Annotated in this window: 19 protein-coding genes; 11 read left to right on the top strand and 8 right to left on the bottom strand. The window is 75.7% G+C overall.

Annotated features, from left to right (window positions below):
• Positions 1-52 precede the first annotated feature (52 nt).
• Positions 53-982, top strand: coding sequence for an RluA family pseudouridine synthase (locus ACL02T_RS01710; RefSeq protein ID WP_412828822.1), 930 nt, complete (start codon positions 53-55; stop codon positions 980-982).
• 267 nt (positions 983-1,249) lie between these two features.
• Positions 1,250-1,891: a COG4315 family predicted lipoprotein gene (locus ACL02T_RS01705; protein ID WP_412828821.1), complete on the top strand. Its 642-nt coding sequence runs from the start codon at positions 1,250-1,252 to the stop codon at positions 1,889-1,891.
• 131 nt (positions 1,892-2,022) lie between these two features.
• Here ACL02T_RS01705 and ACL02T_RS01700 read toward each other — a convergent pair whose 3' ends face one another.
• On the bottom strand, positions 2,023-3,657 hold the full coding sequence (locus ACL02T_RS01700) for an ATP-binding protein (RefSeq protein WP_412828820.1): 1,635 nt from the start codon (positions 3,655-3,657) through the stop codon (positions 2,023-2,025).
• Positions 3,658-4,107: 450 nt separating this feature from the next.
• Positions 4,108-4,737, bottom strand: a complete 630-nt coding sequence (locus ACL02T_RS01695) for an L-threonylcarbamoyladenylate synthase (protein ID WP_412828819.1) — start codon at positions 4,735-4,737, stop codon at positions 4,108-4,110.
• Between the two features lie 235 nt (positions 4,738-4,972).
• Here ACL02T_RS01695 and ACL02T_RS01690 point away from each other — a divergent pair, with 235 nt between their 5' ends.
• The 4 genes from ACL02T_RS01690 to ACL02T_RS01675 all read left to right on the top strand — a co-directional run bounded on the left by ACL02T_RS01690 (position 4,973) and on the right by ACL02T_RS01675 (position 7,871).
• Positions 4,973-5,476 (top strand): mycothiol transferase, encoded by a 504-nt coding sequence (locus tag ACL02T_RS01690; protein WP_412828818.1) that lies wholly within the window; start codon positions 4,973-4,975, stop codon positions 5,474-5,476.
• A 54-nt stretch (positions 5,477-5,530) separates the two neighbouring features.
• A complete protein-coding gene (locus ACL02T_RS01685; protein WP_412828817.1) occupies positions 5,531-6,328 on the top strand; it encodes an SDR family NAD(P)-dependent oxidoreductase in 798 nt (265 codons plus the stop codon).
• 87 nt (positions 6,329-6,415) lie between these two features.
• Positions 6,416-7,591: a polysaccharide pyruvyl transferase family protein gene (locus ACL02T_RS01680; RefSeq protein WP_412828816.1), complete on the top strand. Its 1,176-nt coding sequence runs from the start codon at positions 6,416-6,418 to the stop codon at positions 7,589-7,591.
• A 49-nt stretch (positions 7,592-7,640) separates the two neighbouring features.
• Positions 7,641-7,871: a hypothetical protein gene (locus tag ACL02T_RS01675; RefSeq protein ID WP_412828815.1), complete on the top strand. Its 231-nt coding sequence runs from the start codon at positions 7,641-7,643 to the stop codon at positions 7,869-7,871.
• Positions 7,872-7,875: 4 nt separating this feature from the next.
• Here the strand turns inward: ACL02T_RS01675 and ACL02T_RS01670 are convergent, their stop codons facing one another.
• The gene (locus ACL02T_RS01670; protein WP_412829319.1) at positions 7,876-8,769 is read right to left on the bottom strand and encodes an acyl-CoA desaturase; all 894 of its coding nucleotides are present in this window, start codon (positions 8,767-8,769) and stop codon (positions 7,876-7,878) included.
• Positions 8,770-9,033: 264 nt separating this feature from the next.
• On the opposite strand from ACL02T_RS01670, the gene ACL02T_RS01665 reads away from it, so the two are divergent.
• Positions 9,034-9,741, top strand: a complete 708-nt coding sequence (locus tag ACL02T_RS01665; protein WP_412828814.1) for a dienelactone hydrolase family protein — start codon at positions 9,034-9,036, stop codon at positions 9,739-9,741.
• 32 nt (positions 9,742-9,773) lie between these two features.
• Here ACL02T_RS01665 and ACL02T_RS01660 read toward each other — a convergent pair whose 3' ends face one another.
• Positions 9,774-10,694, bottom strand: a complete 921-nt coding sequence (locus ACL02T_RS01660; protein ID WP_412829318.1) for a TIGR03564 family F420-dependent LLM class oxidoreductase — start codon at positions 10,692-10,694, stop codon at positions 9,774-9,776.
• Between the two features lie 46 nt (positions 10,695-10,740).
• A complete protein-coding gene (locus ACL02T_RS01655; protein ID WP_412828813.1) occupies positions 10,741-11,109 on the bottom strand; it encodes an STAS domain-containing protein in 369 nt (122 codons plus the stop codon).
• 186 nt (positions 11,110-11,295) lie between these two features.
• Between ACL02T_RS01655 and ACL02T_RS01650 the strand changes: the two genes are divergently transcribed.
• Positions 11,296-11,892 (top strand): TetR/AcrR family transcriptional regulator, encoded by a 597-nt coding sequence (locus tag ACL02T_RS01650; RefSeq protein WP_412828812.1) that lies wholly within the window; start codon positions 11,296-11,298, stop codon positions 11,890-11,892.
• Between the two features lie 73 nt (positions 11,893-11,965).
• Positions 11,966-12,604 (top strand): biliverdin-producing heme oxygenase, encoded by a 639-nt coding sequence (locus ACL02T_RS01645; protein ID WP_412828811.1) that lies wholly within the window; start codon positions 11,966-11,968, stop codon positions 12,602-12,604.
• Between the two features lie 14 nt (positions 12,605-12,618).
• On the opposite strand, the gene ACL02T_RS01640 is transcribed toward ACL02T_RS01645, so the two are convergent.
• Positions 12,619-13,734 (bottom strand): NDMA-dependent alcohol dehydrogenase, encoded by a 1,116-nt coding sequence (locus tag ACL02T_RS01640; protein WP_412828810.1) that lies wholly within the window; start codon positions 13,732-13,734, stop codon positions 12,619-12,621.
• Between the two features lie 186 nt (positions 13,735-13,920).
• Between ACL02T_RS01640 and ACL02T_RS01635 the strand changes: the two genes are divergently transcribed.
• Both ACL02T_RS01635 and ACL02T_RS01630 read left to right on the top strand, forming a co-directional pair.
• Entirely contained in the window at positions 13,921-15,258 is a 1,338-nt protein-coding gene (locus ACL02T_RS01635) for an NAD(P)/FAD-dependent oxidoreductase (protein ID WP_412829317.1), read from the top strand.
• A gap of 109 nt (positions 15,259-15,367) precedes the next feature.
• Positions 15,368-16,450 carry a YihY/virulence factor BrkB family protein gene (locus ACL02T_RS01630; protein ID WP_412828809.1) on the top strand — a complete coding sequence of 361 codons (1,083 nt, stop codon included), beginning with the start codon at positions 15,368-15,370 and terminating at the stop codon, positions 16,448-16,450.
• On the opposite strand, the gene ACL02T_RS01625 is transcribed toward ACL02T_RS01630, so the two are convergent.
• Both ACL02T_RS01625 and ACL02T_RS01620 read right to left on the bottom strand, forming a co-directional pair.
• Positions 16,451-17,998: an FAD-dependent oxidoreductase gene (locus ACL02T_RS01625; RefSeq protein WP_412828808.1), complete on the bottom strand. Its 1,548-nt coding sequence runs from the start codon at positions 17,996-17,998 to the stop codon at positions 16,451-16,453. It lies immediately after the preceding gene.
• Positions 17,995-18,792, bottom strand: coding sequence for a carotenoid biosynthesis protein (locus ACL02T_RS01620; RefSeq protein ID WP_412828807.1), 798 nt, complete (start codon positions 18,790-18,792; stop codon positions 17,995-17,997). Before ACL02T_RS01620 ends, ACL02T_RS01625 begins: the two co-directional genes overlap by 4 nt.
• Positions 18,793-18,877 lie beyond the last annotated feature (85 nt).

Below are 18,877 nucleotides of genomic sequence, written 5' to 3'. Positions count from 1 at the left end.
ACGGCCTGCGTGGATCCACGGGTCCGGCCGGTGCCTTTCGTATCCTCGACCGGTGAGACGACGCCGCCCGGCCCCGCTCCCCCAGCGGCACGGGCTCGACCCGGTCCGGCTGCGCACCCCGGACGAGGGCCACTGGCCGACCATGCGCGAGCACCTGGTCGAGCGGCTGCCGCGGGTCGACCCGGGCCGGATCGAGGAGATGCTGCGCGAGGAGCGGATCGTCGGCCCGGACGGACCGGTGACGGTCGACGCGCCGTTCGTCCCCGCCTCCTTCGTCTGGTTCCACCGGGACCTGCCGGTGGAGGTCCCGGTGCCGTTCGAGATCGGGATCGTGCACCGCGACGAGGACATCCTCGTGGTCGACAAGCCGCACTTCCTGGCCACCATCCCGCGCGGGCGACACGTCGTGGAGACCGCGCTGGTGCGGCTGCGGCACCGGCTCGACCTGCCGCAGCTCTCCCCCGCGCACCGGCTGGACCGGGTCACGGCCGGGCTCGTGCTGTTCGTCGTGCGCCCCGAGCTGCGCGGCCGGTACCAGACGATGTTCCGGGACCGGCGGGTCCGGAAGACCTACGAGGCGATCGCCCCGTACCGGCCGGGCCTCGCGCTCCCGTGCACGGTGCGCAGCCGCATCGTCAAGGAGCGCGGCGTGATCCGGGCCTACGAGGTGCCGGGCGAGCCCAACGCCGAGACCCGGGTCGAGCTCCTCGATCGGCGCGGCGAGCTCGGCCGCTACCGGCTGCAGCCGCTCACCGGCCGCACCCACCAGCTCCGGCTGCACCTGGCCGGGCTCGGCATCCCGATCGTCGGCGACGACTTCTACCCCGACCTGCGCGAGACGCCGCTCGACGACTTCTCCTCCCCGCTGCAGCTGCTCGCCCGCACCCTCGAGTTCACCGATCCGGTGAGCGGCGAGGCGCGGCGGTTCGACAGCGGGTTGCGGCTGCTGGCCTGGCCGGAGAACGGTGCGGCGGGCGGGTGAGCGGCCGCGGCGGTCGCCCCCGTCCTCGACCCTGAGGACGCGGTGCGGCGTTCGGAGCAGTACCGCTGCGCATCGGCAGCAGGCGGGAGCCGCTCGGCGCGTCGGTCGCGTCGCGTGCCGGGGTCGTCTCTCAGCGTGGCAACGCGGGACCCGCCCGGCTTCGTAGGGTCCGGCGCAGCGGTTCCCGCCCCCGGCGCACCGCCCCCCGCCGCCGCGGGCGGGACCGCACGACTCGCTCCCCGCGACGACCATGAAGGAACGACCGAGATGACGCTCCCCCGTCCCCTCAGGCCTGCCCGGGTCCGCCCCGTGCTCGCGGCGGCCGCCGCCCTCGCCGCCGCGACCGCGTTGTCCGCCTGCGGCTCGTCCGGCTTCGTCGACGCCGGCGCGGCGCTGCCCGCGGGCGGCACCGGCAGCACCACCGGCAGCACGGACGGCACGACCGTCGCCCCGACCGGCGGCCTCGGCACCGGGGTGACGGCCGTCGGCACCGTCGTGACCACGGACGGCTTCACCGTGTACCGGTTCGCCGACGACCGGAACGACCCCTCCGCCTCCACCTGCACCGGCGCGTGCGCCGCGAAGTGGCCGCCGGTGCAGGGCGACGGGCAGCCCGCCCTGCAGGGCATCCCGTCCGGCCTGGTCGGCACGGTCGGCCGACCGGACGGCACCCAGCAGCTCACCCTGAACGGCTGGCCGCTCTACCGCTACAGCGGTGACACCCGCCCGGGCGACGCCAAGGGCGAGGGCGTCGGCGGCAGCTGGCAGGCCATGGGCGCCAACGGCAACCCCGCCGCGGACGGCCCGGCGGCGAGCCCGGCGGCCATCGCGGCGACGGGACCCGACGGGAGCCCGGGGTCGACGGCCCCCACCACCGCGGCCGGCCTCGCCCCGACCTCCGGCTCCTGACGGCGGGGGTCGGTGGTGCTCCTGCACCACCGACCCTCCTCGCGTCCAGCACGCGGACGAGGGACGACGCGCGGCGACACCGACCGCCGTGCGCGGAGTAACTCACGGGCGCCTGCCGCGCCGGCCCCGCGTCAGCGCTCGTCGCCCCACAGGCCCTCGCCGGTCCACGGGTCGCGCGACTCCTCGTAGCGGCGCTCCGGCGCCGGCCCGGGCACGGGGCCCTGCACGGGCGGGTCCGTGCCGACGTCCGAGGCCGACCCGCCCGACTGGTACGACGGCTCGTCCTCGGGATCGGTGGCGCGATGCCGCCCCGCCTCCAGGCCGCGCTGGTAGGTCGAGAGCCGGTTGCGCACGCGGTCCGGCTGCCGCTCGGCGGACACCTCGCCCCCGGCGGCACTCGCCGCACCCCGACGGCTGCGCAGCGGCGGCGTGACCATCTGCCGGCCCGGCCGGCGGCGCGGGAGGCCGCTGCCGGTGGTCGGGAGCTCGGTCTCGGCGCGGGCGGCGCGCTCGGCGGCCGCGCGCCACTCGTCGTCGCCCGAGCCCGACCAGTCCCCGCCGCCGGCGGCGCCGGAGCCGAGCCAACTGTCCGCCAGGCCCCGGCCGGTGCCCTGCCCGATGCCCTGGTGGCCGTTCGCGTGCCCGTTGCGCCCGTTGGTCCCGTGGCCGCCGAACTCGTGCCCGTTGAGGTCGTGCCCGTTGCGGTCGTGCCCGTTGCGGTCGTGCTCGTTGCGGTCGTGTCCGGGGGACCAGCCGTCGACCGGCGGGGCCGGGTCGTCGTTCGTGCGGAACCACGCCGACGCGACGGCGGCGAAGATCGGGGTCCCGGCCAGGTCCTCGTCCGAGCGGGCGAGCCCGGCGTCGAAGGAGCCGAACAGCTCGTCGACCGAGGCGGGCGTGGGGGCGGAGCCGGCGCGGACCGGCTCCCAGGTGATCTCCGAGGAGTCCCGGGGTCCGCGCGGGACGGGCGCGGGCGACGGCGGGGCGGCCGGTGCCGGCGCGGCGGACTCGCTCGGGACCCGGACACCCGCGGCCGGTTCGACCAGCGCCCGCGGGAACCGGACCAGCGCGATCGTGCCGAACCCCGGGGTGGCCGGACCGCCCAACGGGGCCTGCAGCTCCAGCCGGGCGCCGCAGCGGCGGGCCAGCCGGGCGGCCAGGTGCAGCCCGAGCCGCTCCGGTGGGATGGCCGCGTCGGCGCCGCCGGCGATCTCGTTCTCCAGCGCCGCGGCCTCCTGCCACGGCAGCTCGACGCCCTCGCCCTGCAGCTCGACCGTCACGCCGCCGTCGCCCGCCCAGCGCCCGACCAGCTCGATGCGACTGCTGCGCGGCACGGTGCGCTCGGCGTGTGCGAGCAGCTCGGCGAGCACCTGCCCGGCGCCCACGGCGCTGCCCGCGGCGAGCGAGGCCGACGGGGCGGGCGGCACCGAGACCCGATGCGGGTCCTCCGCGCCCGCGGCGGTGTCCGCGAGGATCCGGCCGACACCGGTGGGCACGGGACCACGCCGCTCCGGACGACCGCCGACCAGGCTGAGGACGCTCTCGCCGTCCCGCAGCATCCGCCGGGCCCCGGCGGCGAGCTCCGCGCCCTCCGGCGAGTCCGGGCCCAGCCGCTCGGCGACGGCGAGCTGCCGCTCGGCGTGACCGCAGACGCGCCGCGCGAGCCCGGCGAGCAGCAGGTCGGGCCGGTCGTCGGCGCCGTCGGCGCCACCCGCACCCCCGCCCGGCTCGTCGAGCCAGGAGGCGGACGAGACGTCTCGCTCCACGCTGTCCTCCGCTGGTCCGTACCCCGATCCGGCCGGGTCGCCGCACGGACCCGGCCGACCGTCCGCGACCGCCCACCGAAGCAGGCGGGCGCGCTCGGCCCCGCGTCCGCCGGGGGAGCTGCGACCCGACGTCTGTAGGTCCACGGGACATTACCCGGCGGCCCGGCGCTCGGCGGCCCGTCGGGCGGGCGTGCGATGACCGGTCGGCCGGAGGTGGACCGGCGGCGATCGGCAAGCCGACACGCCGGACGGGAGGGAGTGATCCCTCCCGGGCCCGCCAATCGGCGCAGGGACGGCCCCCGCGGGGCGATCCCGAGAACGGAACAGGCGCCCCGTCCGCGACGCTGCGGCGGTGCGCCCGGTCACAGAGGCTAGGTCAACACCTGCCCGGTCGTCCAGGCCCCGGTCGGACTCGATTCGGCGACGATTCCGGCGATCGTGCTCCGCGCGTCACTCGAACCGGGAGGGATCACCCGCGCCCTTGCGGACGATCTCGGGCTCCGGGCCCGAGAGGTCGACGACGGTCGTCGGCTCGGTGCCGCACTCCCCCGAGTCCAGGACGGCGTCGACGGCGTGGTCGAGCCGCTCCTTGATCTCCCAGCCCTGGGTCGGCGGGACGTCGGGCTCCGGCGAGTCCGGCAGCAGCAGCGTCGAGGAGAGCAGCGGCTCGCCGAGCTCGGCGAGCAGGGCCTGGGCGACCAGGTGGTCGGGGATGCGCACGCCGACCGTCTTCTTCTTCGGGTGCAGCAGCCGACGGGGCACCTCCTTGGTCGCCGGGAGGATGAAGGTGTACGGCCCCGGCGTCGCGGCCTTGATCGCCCGGAAGACCGCGTTGCCGATCTGCACGAACTGGCCGAGCTGCGCGAAGTCGCGGCAGACCACTGTGAAGTGATGACGGTCGTCGAGCCGGCGGATCGCCCGGATCCGGTCGAGCCCCTCCTTGTTGCCGAGCTGGCAGCCGAGGGCGAAGACCGAGTCGGTGGGGTAGACGATCAGGCCGCCGCCGCGGACGATCTCCACCGCCTGACCGATCGCCCGCCGCTGCGGGTTGTCCGGGTGCACGTCGATGAACCGGGCCACGGGGGCAGCGTATCGCCGGAACGCGCCGGGGGACGGGAATCGTCCGGCGCGGTGACCACGACCGTTCGCCGGTGATCGCGGGACCCGCGTGGTTCTCGCGCCCGCACCGCCGGTACCGGGCGTACGGGGGGCGGCGCCGCGCGGGGCGCCCGGGCCGGTGCGGACCGGTGAACGATCGTGGTCACTGCACTAGCGTCGTCGGCAGCCGGAACCCGGGCCGACCCAGGAGGACGCCGTGACCCCTGCCGAGCTGCTCACCGACGCCTTCGGCCGCATCTCCGACGGCGTGCCCGCCGTGGTCGAGGGCCTGACCGAGGACCAGCTGGCGCTGCGGCCCGACGGGGAGGGCAACTCGATCGCGTGGCTCGTGTGGCACCTGACCCGGGTGCAGGACGACCACCTCGCCGACGCGTTCGGCACCGAGCAGGTCTGGCTCGCCGACGGGTGGCAGCAGCGGTTCGGGCTCGACCTCGAGCCCTCCGACACCGGCTACGGACACGGCCCGGACCAGGTCGCCGCGGTGCGGGCCGGCGCGGACCTGCTGGCCGGCTACCACGCCGCCGTCGCCGAGCGGACCGTCGGCCTGCTGGCCGGGCTCACCCCGGAGCAGCTCGACGAGGTGATCGACGACGACTGGGACCCGCCGGTCACCCGGGGGGTGCGGCTCGTCTCGGTGGTCGACGACGACGCCAGGCACCTCGGGCAGGCCGAGTACGTCCGGGGGCTGCTCGCGGGCTGACCGCTCCGACCGCCGGGGCTGGTGGCCGCGCGCGGACTCGTGTGGAGTGGGGACATGGATCTCCGGCTGAGCGGGAAGCGCGCGATCGTGACCGGCGGGAGCCGCGGCATCGGGTTCGCGGTGGCGTCGGCGCTGGCCGTCGAGGGCTGCGACGTCGCGATCGTCTCGCGCGGCACGGAGGCGCTCGTCGCGGCCGCCACCCGGCTCGCGGCGCACGGGACCCGGATCGTGCCCCTCGTCGCCGACACCACCGACGACGCGTCCGTGCGGGCCATGGTCGAGGCGGCCGCGGGGGAGCTGGGCGGCGTCGACGTCCTCGTGAACGCGGCGGCCCGGCCCGCCACCCCGGGTGCGCAGGCGAGCGCGTCGGAGACCGACGACGAGGTCGTGCGCGAGCAGTTCGAGACCAAGGTGCTGGGCTACCTGCGCTGCGCCCGGGCCGTCGCGCCGCTGATGACCGCCCAGGGCTGGGGCCGGATCGTCAACATCAGCGGGCTGAACGCGCGCAGCTCCTCCTCGCTGGTCGGTTCGGTGCGCAACGTCGCCGTCTCGGCCATGACCGCCGCGCTCGCCGACGAGCTGGGCCCACAGGGCGTCAACGTCACCGTGGTGCACCCCGGGATCACCGTCACCGAGCGCACCCCGGACATGGTCGCCGCGAAGGCGGCCGCCGACGGCACGTCGGAGGAGGAGGCCGCGCGCGCCCTCGGCCGGACGACCACGGTCGGTCGGATGATCACCGCCGAGGAGGTCGCCGACGTCGTCGTCTTCCTCGCCTCGCCGCGCAGCGTCGCGATCAACGGCGACGCCGTCGCCGCGGGCGGCGGGCAGCCGGGGGTCACCCACTACTGATCCGGAGCCGGGGAACCGGAGGATGCCGACGGACGGGCCCCCGGGTCACCCGGTGGGTGGGCAGGTCCCGCCGGGATACTCGGGCCCGTGGCGGACGACCGGCGGCCCCTGTACCACCTCGTCGGGACCGCGGGGTTCCCGAACTACGGCGACGAGCTGATCGCCGCGGGCTGGCTGCGCCACCTCGCGCACACGGTTCCGGACGCGGACGTCTGGCTGGACTGCCCCTCCCCCGGCACGGCGGCGACGCTGCTCGACGGGCTGCACCCGCGCGCCCGCTTCACGGACACGGTGTGGCGGCTGTGCCACGCCGCGCCGGAGGGCGGGGCGTGGGAGGTCGCGGCGTGGGTGCGCAGCGCGGTCGCCGACCCCGGCCTCGCGCCCCGCTGGGTGGCCGGTGTCGACCTGCTGCGCCGGGCGGACGTGGTGCACGTGGTCGGCGGCGGGTACGTCAACGGCATCTGGCCGCGGCACGCCGGGGTGCTCGCCGCCGCGGTCGCCGCCGTCGGGCACTCGGGCGGACGGGCCGTCGCGACCGGCCAGGGCCTCACCCCGGAGGCCACCGGGACCGGGCCGCTGATCCGGTCCCTCCTGGAGCGGTTCGCCCTGGTGGAGGTGCGCGACGAGGCGTCGGCCGCACTGCTGGACCGGCCGGACACCCTGGGGCTCGACGACGCCTTCCTGCCGGCGGCCGCCGTCCCCGCCGTCGCCGACCCGCCGCGGGTCGTGCTCTGCCTGCAGTCCGACCTCAGCGACCGGCCCGCCGAGGCGCTGGCGAGCTTCGTGCTGGGGACGCTGCGGCGGTGGGCGGTCGACCCGAAGGAGGTCGCCGTCGTCGAGGGGATCCCGGGGCAGGACCGCATCGTGTACGCACTGCTGGAGCACGAGCTGCCCGGCACGCGGTTCGTACCGTTCGACCGGGTGTGGCGGGACGGGCTGCCGGTCGCGCCGGACCAGACGTGGATCTCCACCCGCTTCCACCCGCACCTCGTCGCGGCCGCGGTGGGCGCGGGCGGGCTCGCGGTGAGCCTCGACGGCGACTACTACCCCACCAAGCACCGCTCGCTGACCGCGCTCGGCAGCGGCTGGGAGCTGGTCACCGACCTCGACACCGCCCCGGAGCGGCCGCAGCCGGGCGGCTTCCCGCCCCCGGTGCTGGCCGCGCTTCGGGAGCGGAAGGCGGCACTGGCCGACCGGGTCTACGGCCGCCGGCCCCGCGCGGGAGCAGCCCGGTCGGCGTGCCGGCCCGAAACGTGCCGATGATCACCCGGCCGGGCGGACACGTTCGCCGACGCCGGGGCGATGTGCAGGCATGGACGCGATCAACGACGACCCCGGGGCCGTCGTCCCGGTACCGGCACGGCGTCCGGCTCCCGAGGATCCCGTCGCCGCCGACGACCGCCTGATCGAGGAGATCAGGACCGGACACCGGGGGATCGAGGACGCCGATCCCCTCGTCCGCACCCTCGTGTTCTGGCGCCAGGTCATGCGCCTGCGGCGCACCGGGCGCAGCGGCCCGCGGCGCCGCTGCCACCGCGGGTGAGGCGTCAGGCCTGCTTCATCTGCGTGAGGCGGCGGGTCGTCGGCCAGCGGACGTCGTGCGCCCAGCCGAGCCGCTCGAAGAGCCAGATCACCCGGGCGGAGATGTCGATCTGCCCTTTCAGCACGCCGTGCCGCGCGCACGTCGGGTCCGCGTGGTGCAGGTTGTGCCAGCTCTCGCCCATGGACAGGATCGCCAGCGGCCAGAAGTTGCGGGAGCGGTCGCGCGAGCGGAAGGGACGCGCGCCGATCATGTGGCAGATCGAGTTGATCGACCAGGTCACGTGCATGCAGAGCCCCATGCGCACCAGGCCGCCCCAGAAGAAGCCGGTCAGCGCGCCGGCCCAGGACCAGGTCAGCAGGCCGCCGAGCAGCGCGGGGAGCCCCAGGCTCACCAGCACCCAGAGCCCGAACAGACCGCTCACGCGGCGCAGCACCTTGTCGGCGAGCAGGTCCGGGATGAACCGCTCCCAGTTCGTCTTGCGCCGGTCGAAGATCCAGCCGACGTGCGCCCAGACGAATCCGCGGGCGACGGCCCAGGGCGACGTGCCGTAGCGCCACGGCGAGTGCGGGTCGCCCTCCTTGTCGGAGTAGGCGTGGTGGCGGCGGTGGTCGGCCACCCACGCCAGCACGGAGCCCTGGATCGCCATGGAGCCGGTGATCGCCAGGACCACCCGAAGCCACGGACGCGCCTTGAACGAGCGGTGGGTGAAGTGCCGGTGGTAGCCGACGGTCACGCCCAGGATGCCGACGGTGTAGAACACCGCCGCGATCGCGACGTCCCACCAGCCCAGGCCCCAGCCCCACGCCACCGGGACCGTCGCCAGCAGGGCGAGCACCGGGAGCACCACGAAGGCCCAGACCAGGCTCTGCTGCCAGGTGCTGCGGTACTCGCCGATCATCGGCTTCGGGCCCCGCGGGTTCTCCCGGGGAGTGGGGTCGGGCACGGGGAGGTCGGGGGCCTCGACGCTCAAGCGGGTCACCTCGTGGGGTCGGGGGGCCGGGCTTCTGCAGGTAAGCCTAAGGGCGAAGGTCGCGTACCCGCAGGGCGCAGGGGTAGTCCTCACGCGGTCGCCGCTCGCGTGTCACCGGTCCGGTACCCCGGGGCCACCGGGCCCGGCGTGCCAGGATCGGTGGGCCCGGCGCCGGTGACGAGGAGGAGTTCCATGACCCGCTACGAGCGCGTTCCCGCCCCCGGCGGCGGGGAGTTCGACGCCTACCTGGCCCTCCCGGAGGGCGGGCGCGGCCCCGGCGTGCTCGTGTTCCAGGAGATCTTCGGGATCAACGACAACATCCGGGGGATCTGCGAGCGGCTCGCCGCCGAGGGGTACGTGGCCCTGGCGCCGGACATGTTCTGGCGGCTGGAGCGCCGCTTCGAGCGCAAGGACGAGTCCGCCCTGACCGAGTGCATGGGCATGGTGCAGCGGTTCGACCTCGCCGCCGCGGGCGGCGACATCACCGCCGCCCTCGCCCACCTGCGGACGCTGCCCGAGTGCACCGGCAGGGTCGGCGCCCTCGGCTTCTGCCTCGGCGGCACCCTCACCTGGCTCTGCGCCACCACCGCCCGGGTCGACGGCGCCGGCATCGACGCCGCCGTCCCCTACTACGGCTCGGGCATCCACGAGATGCTCGACCGTGCCGCGGACCTCGAGTGCCCGGTGCTGTTCCACTACGGCGACCGCGACCCCTACATCCCGGCCGAACAGATCGCGAAGGTCGAGGCGGAGGTGGCGGGGCGGCCGCACGTGCAGGTCCGGCACTACGACGCCGGGCACGCCTTCTCCAACTGGGACGCACCCTCGCTGTACGACGCGACCGCGGCCGCCGAGGCGTGGGGCCACACCACCGCCTTCCTGGCGACCCACCTGAAGTAGGCGGGCCGCCGCCGCGGTCCGGTGGCGGCCGGTCAGCCCTCGTCCTGCTCCCGCAGCAGGGAGCGGGTGCGGGCCCGCTCCTCCGGATCGGGCGAGAAGGGCAGCGCCACGTACTCGTCCACCCCGGCCTCGCGCAGCTCGCCGAGGCGCTCGGCGACCTCCTGCTCCCCGCCGACGATCGCGGCGTCCGCCGGCCCCGCGTACCCCTCCCGGTCCAGCATCGCGCGGTAGGAGGGCAGCCGTCCGTACACCGCGAACTGGCGGGCGGCCTCGGCGCGGGTTCCGTCGACGTCGTCCGTCACCGCGACCGGCAGCGAGGCGACCACCCGCACGGTGCGGCCGGCCTCCTCGGCCGCGCCGCGGATCGTCGGGACGACGTGCTCGGCGAGGGTGCGGGGGCCCGTCATCCACGTGACGGTGCCGGCGGTGCGGCGCCCGGCGAGCCGCAGCATCTGTGGGCCGAGTGCGGCGACGTACACGTCCGGCGCCGGGGCACCCGGGACCCGCAACGTGCCCCGCGTCGTGACGAGCTCGCCCTCGGCCGCGGCCTTCTCCCCCACCAACAGCGGGAGGAGGCCGTCGAGGTACTCGGCCAGCCGCCGGACCGGGCGGTCGAACGGCAGCCCCCACACCCCCTCGACGACGGGTCGGTGGCTGAGCCCGAGCCCGAGTGTCAGCCGGCCCTCGCCGATCAGGTTGACGGTGAGCGCGCGCTGGGCGAGCGCCATCGGGTGCTGCGGCTGGATCGGCAGCACCCCGGTGCCGACCTCGATCCCGGGCACCTCGCGCAAGGCCACGGCGAGGACGGTGAGCAGGTCCGGCTCGGAGGGCAGCTGGGCCGTCCAGTACCGGCGGAAACCCTCCACGCGCAGCTGCGCGAGCTCCTCGACGTAGGCGTCGACGACGGAGCGGCCCCCGCCGTCGCCCAGGTACCCGAACATGCTGATCCGCATCGCCACGGGGGCAGCCTGCCACCGCCGCGGCGTGGTGGGCCCGGGCTCAGCCCCGCACGGCGGCGAGGAAGGCCGCGATGTCGCGGTGCACCACGAAGTGCCGGTCCAGCCCGAGCAGCGTGACCACCCGGCTCACCCCGGGGTGCGCGTGCACCCCGGCCAGGTGGACCCGGCCGCCGGAGCGCGTGTAGACGCCGAGCAGCGCGCTCACGCCCACCGAGCCGAGGTAGGTGACCTCCGACAGGTCCACGACCACCGCGCGGGCGCCGACCGCCGCCGCGTGCAGGGCCGCGTGCAGGGCCGCCGCGGAGTCCGCGTCGAGCTCACCGACCAGCCGGAGCGCGACGACCCCGTGGTCCAGGGTCCGACTCTCGGCCGCGAAGGAGTTGGGCGATCGTTCCAGTGCCCGGGTCACCGATGGCCTCCTCGTGCCTCACACAGCGCCGGACCTCACCTTCCCGCCAGGTCAGCGGGGGGTCAACCGGCGGCCGGGTGACGCGATCACCACGTTTGCCGGACCTCGGGACGAGCTACCCGTGACACCCCTGCCGAGCGTCCGCGCCGGCCCTACCCTTGGGCGTCGACGCGGGAGGAGGCCGGCGTGCCGAAGGTGCTCGGGGGGTCGCTCGCCGCTCATCGCGACGAGGTCCGCGCCCGCGTGTTCGCCGCCCTGCGCGCGCTGCTCTACGAGCGGGGGTTCGACGCCGTCACGCTGGCGGACGTCGCGGCCGCGGCGGGCGTGGGCCGGACCTCGATCTACAACCACTTCCCGGACCGGCAGGCGCTGCTCGTCGCGTTCGTCGAGCACGAGGCGGACCGCTACGTCGCGGACCTGGAGGCGGCGCTGGCCGACGCGCACACCCCGACCGAGCGGCTCGCCGTCTTCGCACGGCTGCAGCTGCACCGGCTCGCGCAGTTCCACCTCCCGCCCGGCCAGGGCCTGTCCGGGGCCCTCGATGCCGAGGCGTACCGGCGGATCGCGGCGCACGCGGACCCGATCGGCGACCGGCTGACCCGGATCGTGCGGGAGGGGATCGAGTCGGGCGAGATGGCCGCCGAGGCCCCGGCCGTCCTGGTGGCGATGATCGGCGCGGCGCTGTCCGCCCGGCAGATCGTCGACGTGCCCCCGGAGGAGCTGGCGGGGTCCGTGGAGGCCGCCGTGCGGATCGTGCTGCGCATGGTCCGGCCGTCGCAGTGAGCCTGGCCTCAGTCGCGCGGGTGCTCTAGCATCTTTTCTGACACGGCGTCAGGAAGATGCGGGAGGAACACCCATGGGCGAGCTCTCCACCGGTGTGCGCCAGGCCACGGCCGAGATCCACGAGCGGGCCCATCACTCCATCTACATGACCGCCCTGCTCGACGGACGGCTCCCGCTGTCGGCCTACACCCTGCTCGCCGAGCAGTACCTCGCCGTCTACGGCGCCCTCGAGGCCGCCGGCGACGCACTGGCCGACGATCCGGCCGCGGGCCCGTTCGTGATCGACGAGCTGCGCCGGCTCCCCGCCCTGCGCCGGGACGTCGCGGCCCTCGGCGGGTCCGCCGACGCGCCCCGCGTGCTGCCCGCGACCGCGACCTACGTCGCCCGGCTGCGCGGGGCCGCGACCGACGCGCCGGTCTTCGTGGCCCACCACTACACCCGCTACCTGGGCGATCTCGCCGGCGGCCAGGTCGTCGGGAAGCTCCTGGAGCGCACCTACGGCATCACCGGTCCCGGGGCGCTGTTCTACGACTTCTCCGCGCTCGGCAGCCCGTCGAGGTTCCGCACCCGCTACCGCGCGCTGCTCGACGCCGCCCCGTGGGACGAGATCGAGCAGCGCCGGGTCGCCGACGAGGCCGTCCGGGCCTTCGAGCTGAACATCGCGATGCTCGACGGGATGGCCGAGGCCACGGGGCTCCCCGCGGCCGCCTGACCGCCCGGGGGCCGTCAGAAGACGATCACGCCGCGCAGGTTGCGGCCGGCGTGCATGTCGTCGAAGCCGGTGGCGACCTCGTCGAGCGTGTACCGGGTCGTGATCAGCTCCGCCAGCTTGAGCGCGCCCCGCCGGTAGAGCTCCAGCTGCGCCGGGATGTCCGCGGTCGGCGCGCTGGCGCCGAACAGGGAGCCCTGCAGCCGCTTCTGGTAGAGCGTCAGCTCCATCAGCGGGATGTCGCCCTCGCGGCTGCGCACGTCGCCCAACCCCACGACCACGCACGTCCCGCCCTTGCGCACCGCCCGCAGCGCCTGACCGACGTGGGAGCCCCGGGTCACGCCGACGCAGACGATCGACGCGTCCGCACCCTGGCCGTCGGTCAGCGAGCGGGCGAGGTCGGCGGCCTGGCGGACGTCCTCGACGGCGTGCGTCGCACCGAGCCCGAGCGCCGACTCGCGCTTGAACGCCACCGGGTCGACGGCGATCACGGCCGACGCACCGGCGTGCGCGGCGCCCTGCACGGCGTTGATCCCGATCCCGCCGACGCCCATCACGATCACGACCTGGCCGGGCCGGACCTCGGCGGAGTTGACGGCCGCGCCCCATCCGGTGCCCACCCCGCAGCCGGTCAGGCAGGCGATCTCCAACGGGATCGACGGGTCGACCTTCACCGCCGAGGCGGTCGAGACGGTCGTGTACTCGCAGAAGGTCGACAGCCCGCACATCTGGCCGACCGGCTCCCCGTCCAGGGCGAGCCGGAACGACGTCGGGTCCTCCCACCGCGCGTTCGTCGCCAGCGAGGCCCCGAGGTCGCAGAGGTTCTGCATGCCGTGCGCGCACCAGCGGCACCGGCCGCAGGCGGGCAGGAACGAGAACACGACGTGGTCGCCCTCGGCGAACCCGGTGGTCCCCGGCCCGACGGCCTCGACGATCCCGGCCCCCTCGTGCCCACCGGCGAACGGCAGGATCCCCACCTTCTGGCCCCCGGTGGCGTGGTGGTCGTCGGAGTGGCACAGCCCGCTCGCCACCATCTGCACCCGGATCTCGCCCGGCCGGGGGTCGTCCACCTCGAGCTCGACGACCTCGAACCGGCCGGGGACCTCGCGCAGCACCGCGCCTCGCGTCAGCACGCGATCACGCTACGCCCACAGCGGCGGCATCGTCCTGGGGATCATGGAGCGGTCCACGTCGCTCGGGCGTCCGGACCGCGGGTGGGTGACGGGTACGACGTTCGCCGTGTCGGCCCCCCGATGCTCGGGTAGGGACTGTGATCGAGGACCGGCACGGTGGACGGAGGAGACATGGCGATCGCGGAGATGGTGCGCAAGGTGCGGCGCAAGCCGGACCCGGCGGCCGGTGAGGACCTGCCGCACGTCGTGGTGGTCGGCGCCGGCTTCGCCGGCCACACCGCCGTGAGGGGGCTGGTGCGGCGGCTGCGCGGCCGGGCGCGGATCACGGTGATCGACCAGAACGACCACTTCCTCTACCTCCCACTGCTGCCGGAGGTCGCCGTCGGGACGCTGGAGCCGCGGCGCATCGCCGTGCCGCTCGCCCAGTCGCTGCACGGCGTGGACGTCGTGCTCGGCGAGGTCCGCCACATCGACGTCGACGAACGGACCGTCGCCTGGACGGACCCCGAGGGCGGTTCCGGGCAGGTCACCTACGACCGGCTCGTGCTGGCCGCCGGCAGCGTCAACAAGCTGCTGCCGGTGCCGGGCGTCGCCGAGTACGCGCACGGCTTCCGCGGCCTGCCGGAGGCGCTCTACCTGCGCGACCACCTGACCCGCCAGATCGAGCTGGCCGCGACGGCCCGGGACCCGGCGGAGAAGGCCGCGCGCTGCACCTTCATCGTGGTCGGAGCCGGGTACACGGGCACCGAGGTGGCGGCGCAGGGGGTGTCGTTCACCGCCGAGCTGGCCCGGGCGCACCCCGCGCTGCGGGGCGTGTCCCCGCGCTGGATGCTGCTCGACATCGCGAAGCGGGTCCTGCCCGAGCTCGACGAGCGGCTCTCGCACACGGCCGACTCGGTGCTCCGCGAGCGCGGGGTGGACGTCCGGACGGGCCAGTCCGTGGCCGAGGCCCTCCCGACGTGCGTGCGGCTGACCGACACGGACGAGGAGGTCCCGACCCACACCCTCATCTGGTGTGTCGGGGTGCGACCGGACCCCCTGGTCCAGGACATCGGGCTACCCACCGAACGCGGCCGGCTCGTCGTCGGGACGGACCTCGCCGTGGCCGGGCACCCCGAGATCGTGGCGTGCGGCGACGTGGCCGCGGTCCCGGACGTCACCCGGCCCGGGTCGGCCACCCCCATGACCGCCCAGCACGCGACCCGGCAGGGGGCACTGGCCGCGCGCAACGTGGCCGCGTCGCTGGGGCACGGCACCCCGCGGGCGTACAAGCACAGCGACCTCGGCTTCGTGGTCGGGCTCGGCGGCACGGACGCGGCCGCCAACCCGCTCGGCGTGCCGCTGTCGGGTCTGCCGGCCACCGCCGTGACCCGCGGGTACCACCTGCTGTCCATGCCCGGCAACCGGATCCGGGTCGCGGCGGACTGGCTGCTCGACGCCGTGCTCCCCCGCCAGGCCGTGCAGCTCGGTGTGGTCCGGGGGCAGCACGTGCCCCTGGAGACCGGCCCGGCCCGGACCGGTTGACGCAGGCGCGCCGGCACCGCCCGCGAGCGCGGGCGGCGCGGCGCATCGGAAGGAACATGTCGACCCACGACAGGATTCACCGGCCGCCGACGGGGGCATCCCGACCGACATGACGAGCCGGAGCGACACCACCAGCCGGGCCGGGACGAACCGGCGCGCCGAGTGGGACGACAGGGACGAACCGCGGGACGGGCGGAGGGACGGCCGCCCGGCGGGCGACTCGCGCCGGGACGAGGATCCTCCCGGCCGCGAGGCCGACAACCCGGCGCGGATCCCGCGCCAGGGCTGGGTGCAGGTGGTGAAGCGGGCCTGGGCCGAGTCGAAGGACGACAACGTGCCGATCCTCGCCGGCGGCGTCGCCTTCTTCGCGTTCCTGGCGCTGTTCCCCGCCCTGATCGCGGCGGTGACGCTCTACGGCCTGGTGGCCGATCCGGCCCAGGTGGCCGCGCAGGTCGAGTCCCTCTCCTCCGCCCTGCCCGAGACCGCCCGCCCGATCATCACCGACCAGCTGAACGCCGTCGCGAGCAGCAGCAACGGCGCCCTGGGCATCGGGTTGGCGGTGTCGCTGCTGGGCGCGCTGTGGAGCGCCTCGAGCGGCACGATGAACCTGATGAAGGCCACGAACCTGGCCTACGACGAGGACGAGACCCGCGGGTTCCTGAAGCTGCGCGGCACCGCGCTGGCCCTCACCCTCGGCGCGGTCGTGTTCGTGCTGCTCGCGGTGGCCCTCGTCGCCGTCCTCCCGCCGCTGTTCGGCGCGCTCGGCCTGGGCGGCATCGGCCTGGTGGCGGCGCAGGTGGCGCGGTGGGCGCTGCTGATCGCACTGGTCGGCGTCGCGCTCGCCGTGGTCTACCGGATCGCGCCCGACCGCGACTCGCCCCGCTTCAGCTGGGTCAGCGTCGGCGCGCTGGTCGCCACGCTCCTGTGGATCGCCGGCAGCGTCGCCTTCAGCTTCTACGTCAACAACTTCGGCAGCTACAACAAGACCTACGGCGCCCTCGCCGGCGTGATCGTCCTGATGCTGTGGCTGTACCTGACCAGCTTCATCGTGCTGCTCGGCGCGGAGATCAACTCCGAGAGCGAGCGCCAGACGGCGCGGGACACCACCCGGGGCGAACCCCTCCCGATGGGCGAGCGGCGCGCCGAGGCCGCGGACACCCTCGCCGAGCCGGAGCGGGACCACACGCGCTGATCAGCCGCGGCCCCCGATTCGGGGCACCCCCGCGAGCAGCCCTCGTTGCGGGACGCCGTCGACCGGCTCGGCGGCGGCGCCCGTCTCGGCGAGCACGTCGTTCGCCGCGAGGACCCCGGACATCGCCGCCCGCTCCATCAGCCCGGCGAGGTAGGGCAGTTCCACGAAGTCCCCGGCCACGCGCACCCCGCGCGCGTCCGTCCGCACGCCCGGCCGGGTGCCGGCCGTCCCGGGCGGGAAGGCCGGCGCGGTGGCCTCGTGCCGCTGGTGGGTGTGCAGGACCTCGGCCGTGCGGACCTCGGGCCAGAGCGCGGCCAGCTCGGCTCGCATCGCCCCGGTCGCGGACTTCGCGTCCGGCTCCCGGCAGGCGTACGAGTGCAGCTCGACGACCGAGCCCCCGGCGCGCGCGGCCCACTCGGCCGACGGGGCCTCCAGCCGCGAGTACACCGTGATCGAGTCGAGGGTGTGCTCCCCGCTGACGGCGCTGAAGACCGCCCGCTCCGACGCGACGTCCCGGTCGAGCCACAGCCGGGTGACCGCGAAGGGCGGCGCGGTGCCGAGCCCGGCGCACTGGGCGGCGAGCCGCGGCGCGGAGCCGGCCGCGTCCGGCGACGCCTCGAGCAGCCCCCGCAGCCCCGCGGGATCCAGGGCCAGCACGACGTGACGCGTGGCGAGCTCCCCCGCCTGCGTGGCGAGCCGCCAGCCCTGGCCGTCCGGGGCGAGGCGGGTGACCCGGCACCCGGTCCGCACCTGAGCCCCGCGCTCGCGCAGGTGGCGCGCGAGCGGGTCCCAGATCGCGGTGCGATGGTCGGTGACCGGGGCGTCGAAGCCGATGCCCTCCGGGTTGCCCAGGAAGTAGTAGTGGAACATCGCGACCAGCTCGCCGGCGGAGAGCCCGGACTGGTCGCAGAAGAAGGAGCGGGCGAAGGCCTCGAACAGCATCCCGCGGGTGCGCTCGGACATCCCGAGCCGATCGAGGAAGGCGGCTGCGTCGACGCCGTCGAGCTCCGCGGTCGTCGTCGCGCGGTCGTAGGCGAGCAGGGCGCGCCCGGCGTCGGGGTCGGCTCCGGCCATGTCCCGCCAGCCGAGGCTCTTCGAGCGCAGCAGGAGCGCGATCAGGTTCACCGGCGGCGCGGCGGGCAGGCCGGAGAGGTCCTCGTCCGGCCACCGACGCGAGATCACCGGGTAGCCGTCGACCGGGGCGAGGAACCGCAGCTCCGGGTCGATCCGCCGCAGCACCGCGCGCCAGGTGTAATAGTGCCGGAAGAAGGCGTGGAAACCGTGCTCGACGACCTGCTCGGTCCCGTCCGGCAGGACCTCCGGCCATGCGCCCAACCGCCCACCGAGGTGCTCCGCGGACTCCAGCAGCGTCACCCGCACCCCGCGCTCGGCGAGCACCACCGCCGCGCTCACGCCCGCCACCCCGGCGCCGACCACCACCGCCTCCGTCCCGGCCGGCGCCTCCCGCGGCAGGGCCGGATCGGGCACGACCAGGCGTCGCCGGCGCATCCGCAGCGGGGCGGCCCGGCTCGTCAGCGGATCGGTCACGACCGGACCCCCGCGGCCGACAGCACGCCGGCCCGCCCGGCCGCGCGGGCGAACGGGATCGCGACCGCGCCCATCAGCACGCCACCGACGAGCGCCGAGCCGGGCAGGCCGAAGAAGGCGAGGTGCGCGAGGACCGAGGAGCCGTAGACCCAGAGGTAGAGCGCGGTGGCCGGGCCGGAGGGGCGGTCCTGGGCGGGCAGTGCGGCGTGCAGCGCCGCGACGATCGACGCCGAGACCAGCAGCCAGCCGGCGTAGTTGGTGAGCGGGATGCCGGGGACCAACGGCAGGCCGGGCCCCGGGTCGAGCCAGTGCCAGTGCCCCGCGTCGACCATCTGCGGGTCGAGGAAGACGTCCCAGGTGGCCAGCGCCGCCGCCCCGACCACGACGACGCCCGGGCCGGACCGCACCAGCGTCCGCCCGACGACGAGCGCGGGCCAGGCCATCATCGTCCAGGCCAGCGGCACCACCACCGGCACGTCGAGCAGCTCGGGACCCAGGGTGCCGGTGTAGGCGTACGCGCCGAAGGGGATCCCGGTGCGCAGGCCGACGGCCTCGGCCACGAGTCCGCCGCCGCCCGCGAGGGCGAGGAGCACCGCCCCGCCCCGGGGGCCGTGCAGGCGGACGACGTCGCACACCGACGCGGCCGCGAACACCACCACCGACAGCACGGTGACGTGCGTGCGCAGCGCCTCCGGGGTGAGCGGGTAGGCGATCTGGACCAGCACCGCTCCCGCCACGAGCACCCAGGTCGGCCCGGGCGCGCGCCCGCGTGCGGGGGGAGCGGTTCGGAGCACGCGTCGTCCTTCCTGCGGGCACGGTCCCGGCAGGGGGACCACCGGGTGCCCCGACGATCCCGCGACTTCCCGGTTCCCGCGACTC

Source organism: Pseudonocardia oceanicola (assembly GCF_047200735.1).
Classification (GTDB): Bacteria; Actinomycetota; Actinomycetes; order Mycobacteriales; family Pseudonocardiaceae; genus Pseudonocardia.
The sequence above is the reverse complement of the archived record's forward strand: the minus strand, read 5'-3'. Positions and strand labels throughout refer to the sequence as shown.

What these genes read in the sequence shown, in the direction of transcription:
- ACL02T_RS01630 (WP_412828809.1), top strand. Translation starts at nt 15,368, where the DNA reads ATGACGAGCCGGAGCGACACCACCAGCCGGGCCGGGACGAACCGGCGC.
- ACL02T_RS01660 (WP_412829318.1), bottom strand. Translation starts at nt 10,694, where the DNA reads ATGCGGATCAGCATGTTCGGGTACCTGGGCGACGGCGGGGGCCGCTCC.
- ACL02T_RS01665 (WP_412828814.1), top strand. Translation starts at nt 9,034, where the DNA reads ATGACCCGCTACGAGCGCGTTCCCGCCCCCGGCGGCGGGGAGTTCGAC.
- ACL02T_RS01705 (WP_412828821.1), top strand. Translation starts at nt 1,250, where the DNA reads ATGACGCTCCCCCGTCCCCTCAGGCCTGCCCGGGTCCGCCCCGTGCTC.
- ACL02T_RS01670 (WP_412829319.1), bottom strand. Translation starts at nt 8,769, where the DNA reads ATGATCGGCGAGTACCGCAGCACCTGGCAGCAGAGCCTGGTCTGGGCC.
- ACL02T_RS01685 (WP_412828817.1), top strand. Translation starts at nt 5,531, where the DNA reads ATGGATCTCCGGCTGAGCGGGAAGCGCGCGATCGTGACCGGCGGGAGC.
- ACL02T_RS01635 (WP_412829317.1), top strand. Translation starts at nt 13,921, where the DNA reads ATGGTGCGCAAGGTGCGGCGCAAGCCGGACCCGGCGGCCGGTGAGGAC.
- ACL02T_RS01675 (WP_412828815.1), top strand. Translation starts at nt 7,641, where the DNA reads ATGGACGCGATCAACGACGACCCCGGGGCCGTCGTCCCGGTACCGGCA.
- ACL02T_RS01645 (WP_412828811.1), top strand. Translation starts at nt 11,966, where the DNA reads ATGGGCGAGCTCTCCACCGGTGTGCGCCAGGCCACGGCCGAGATCCAC.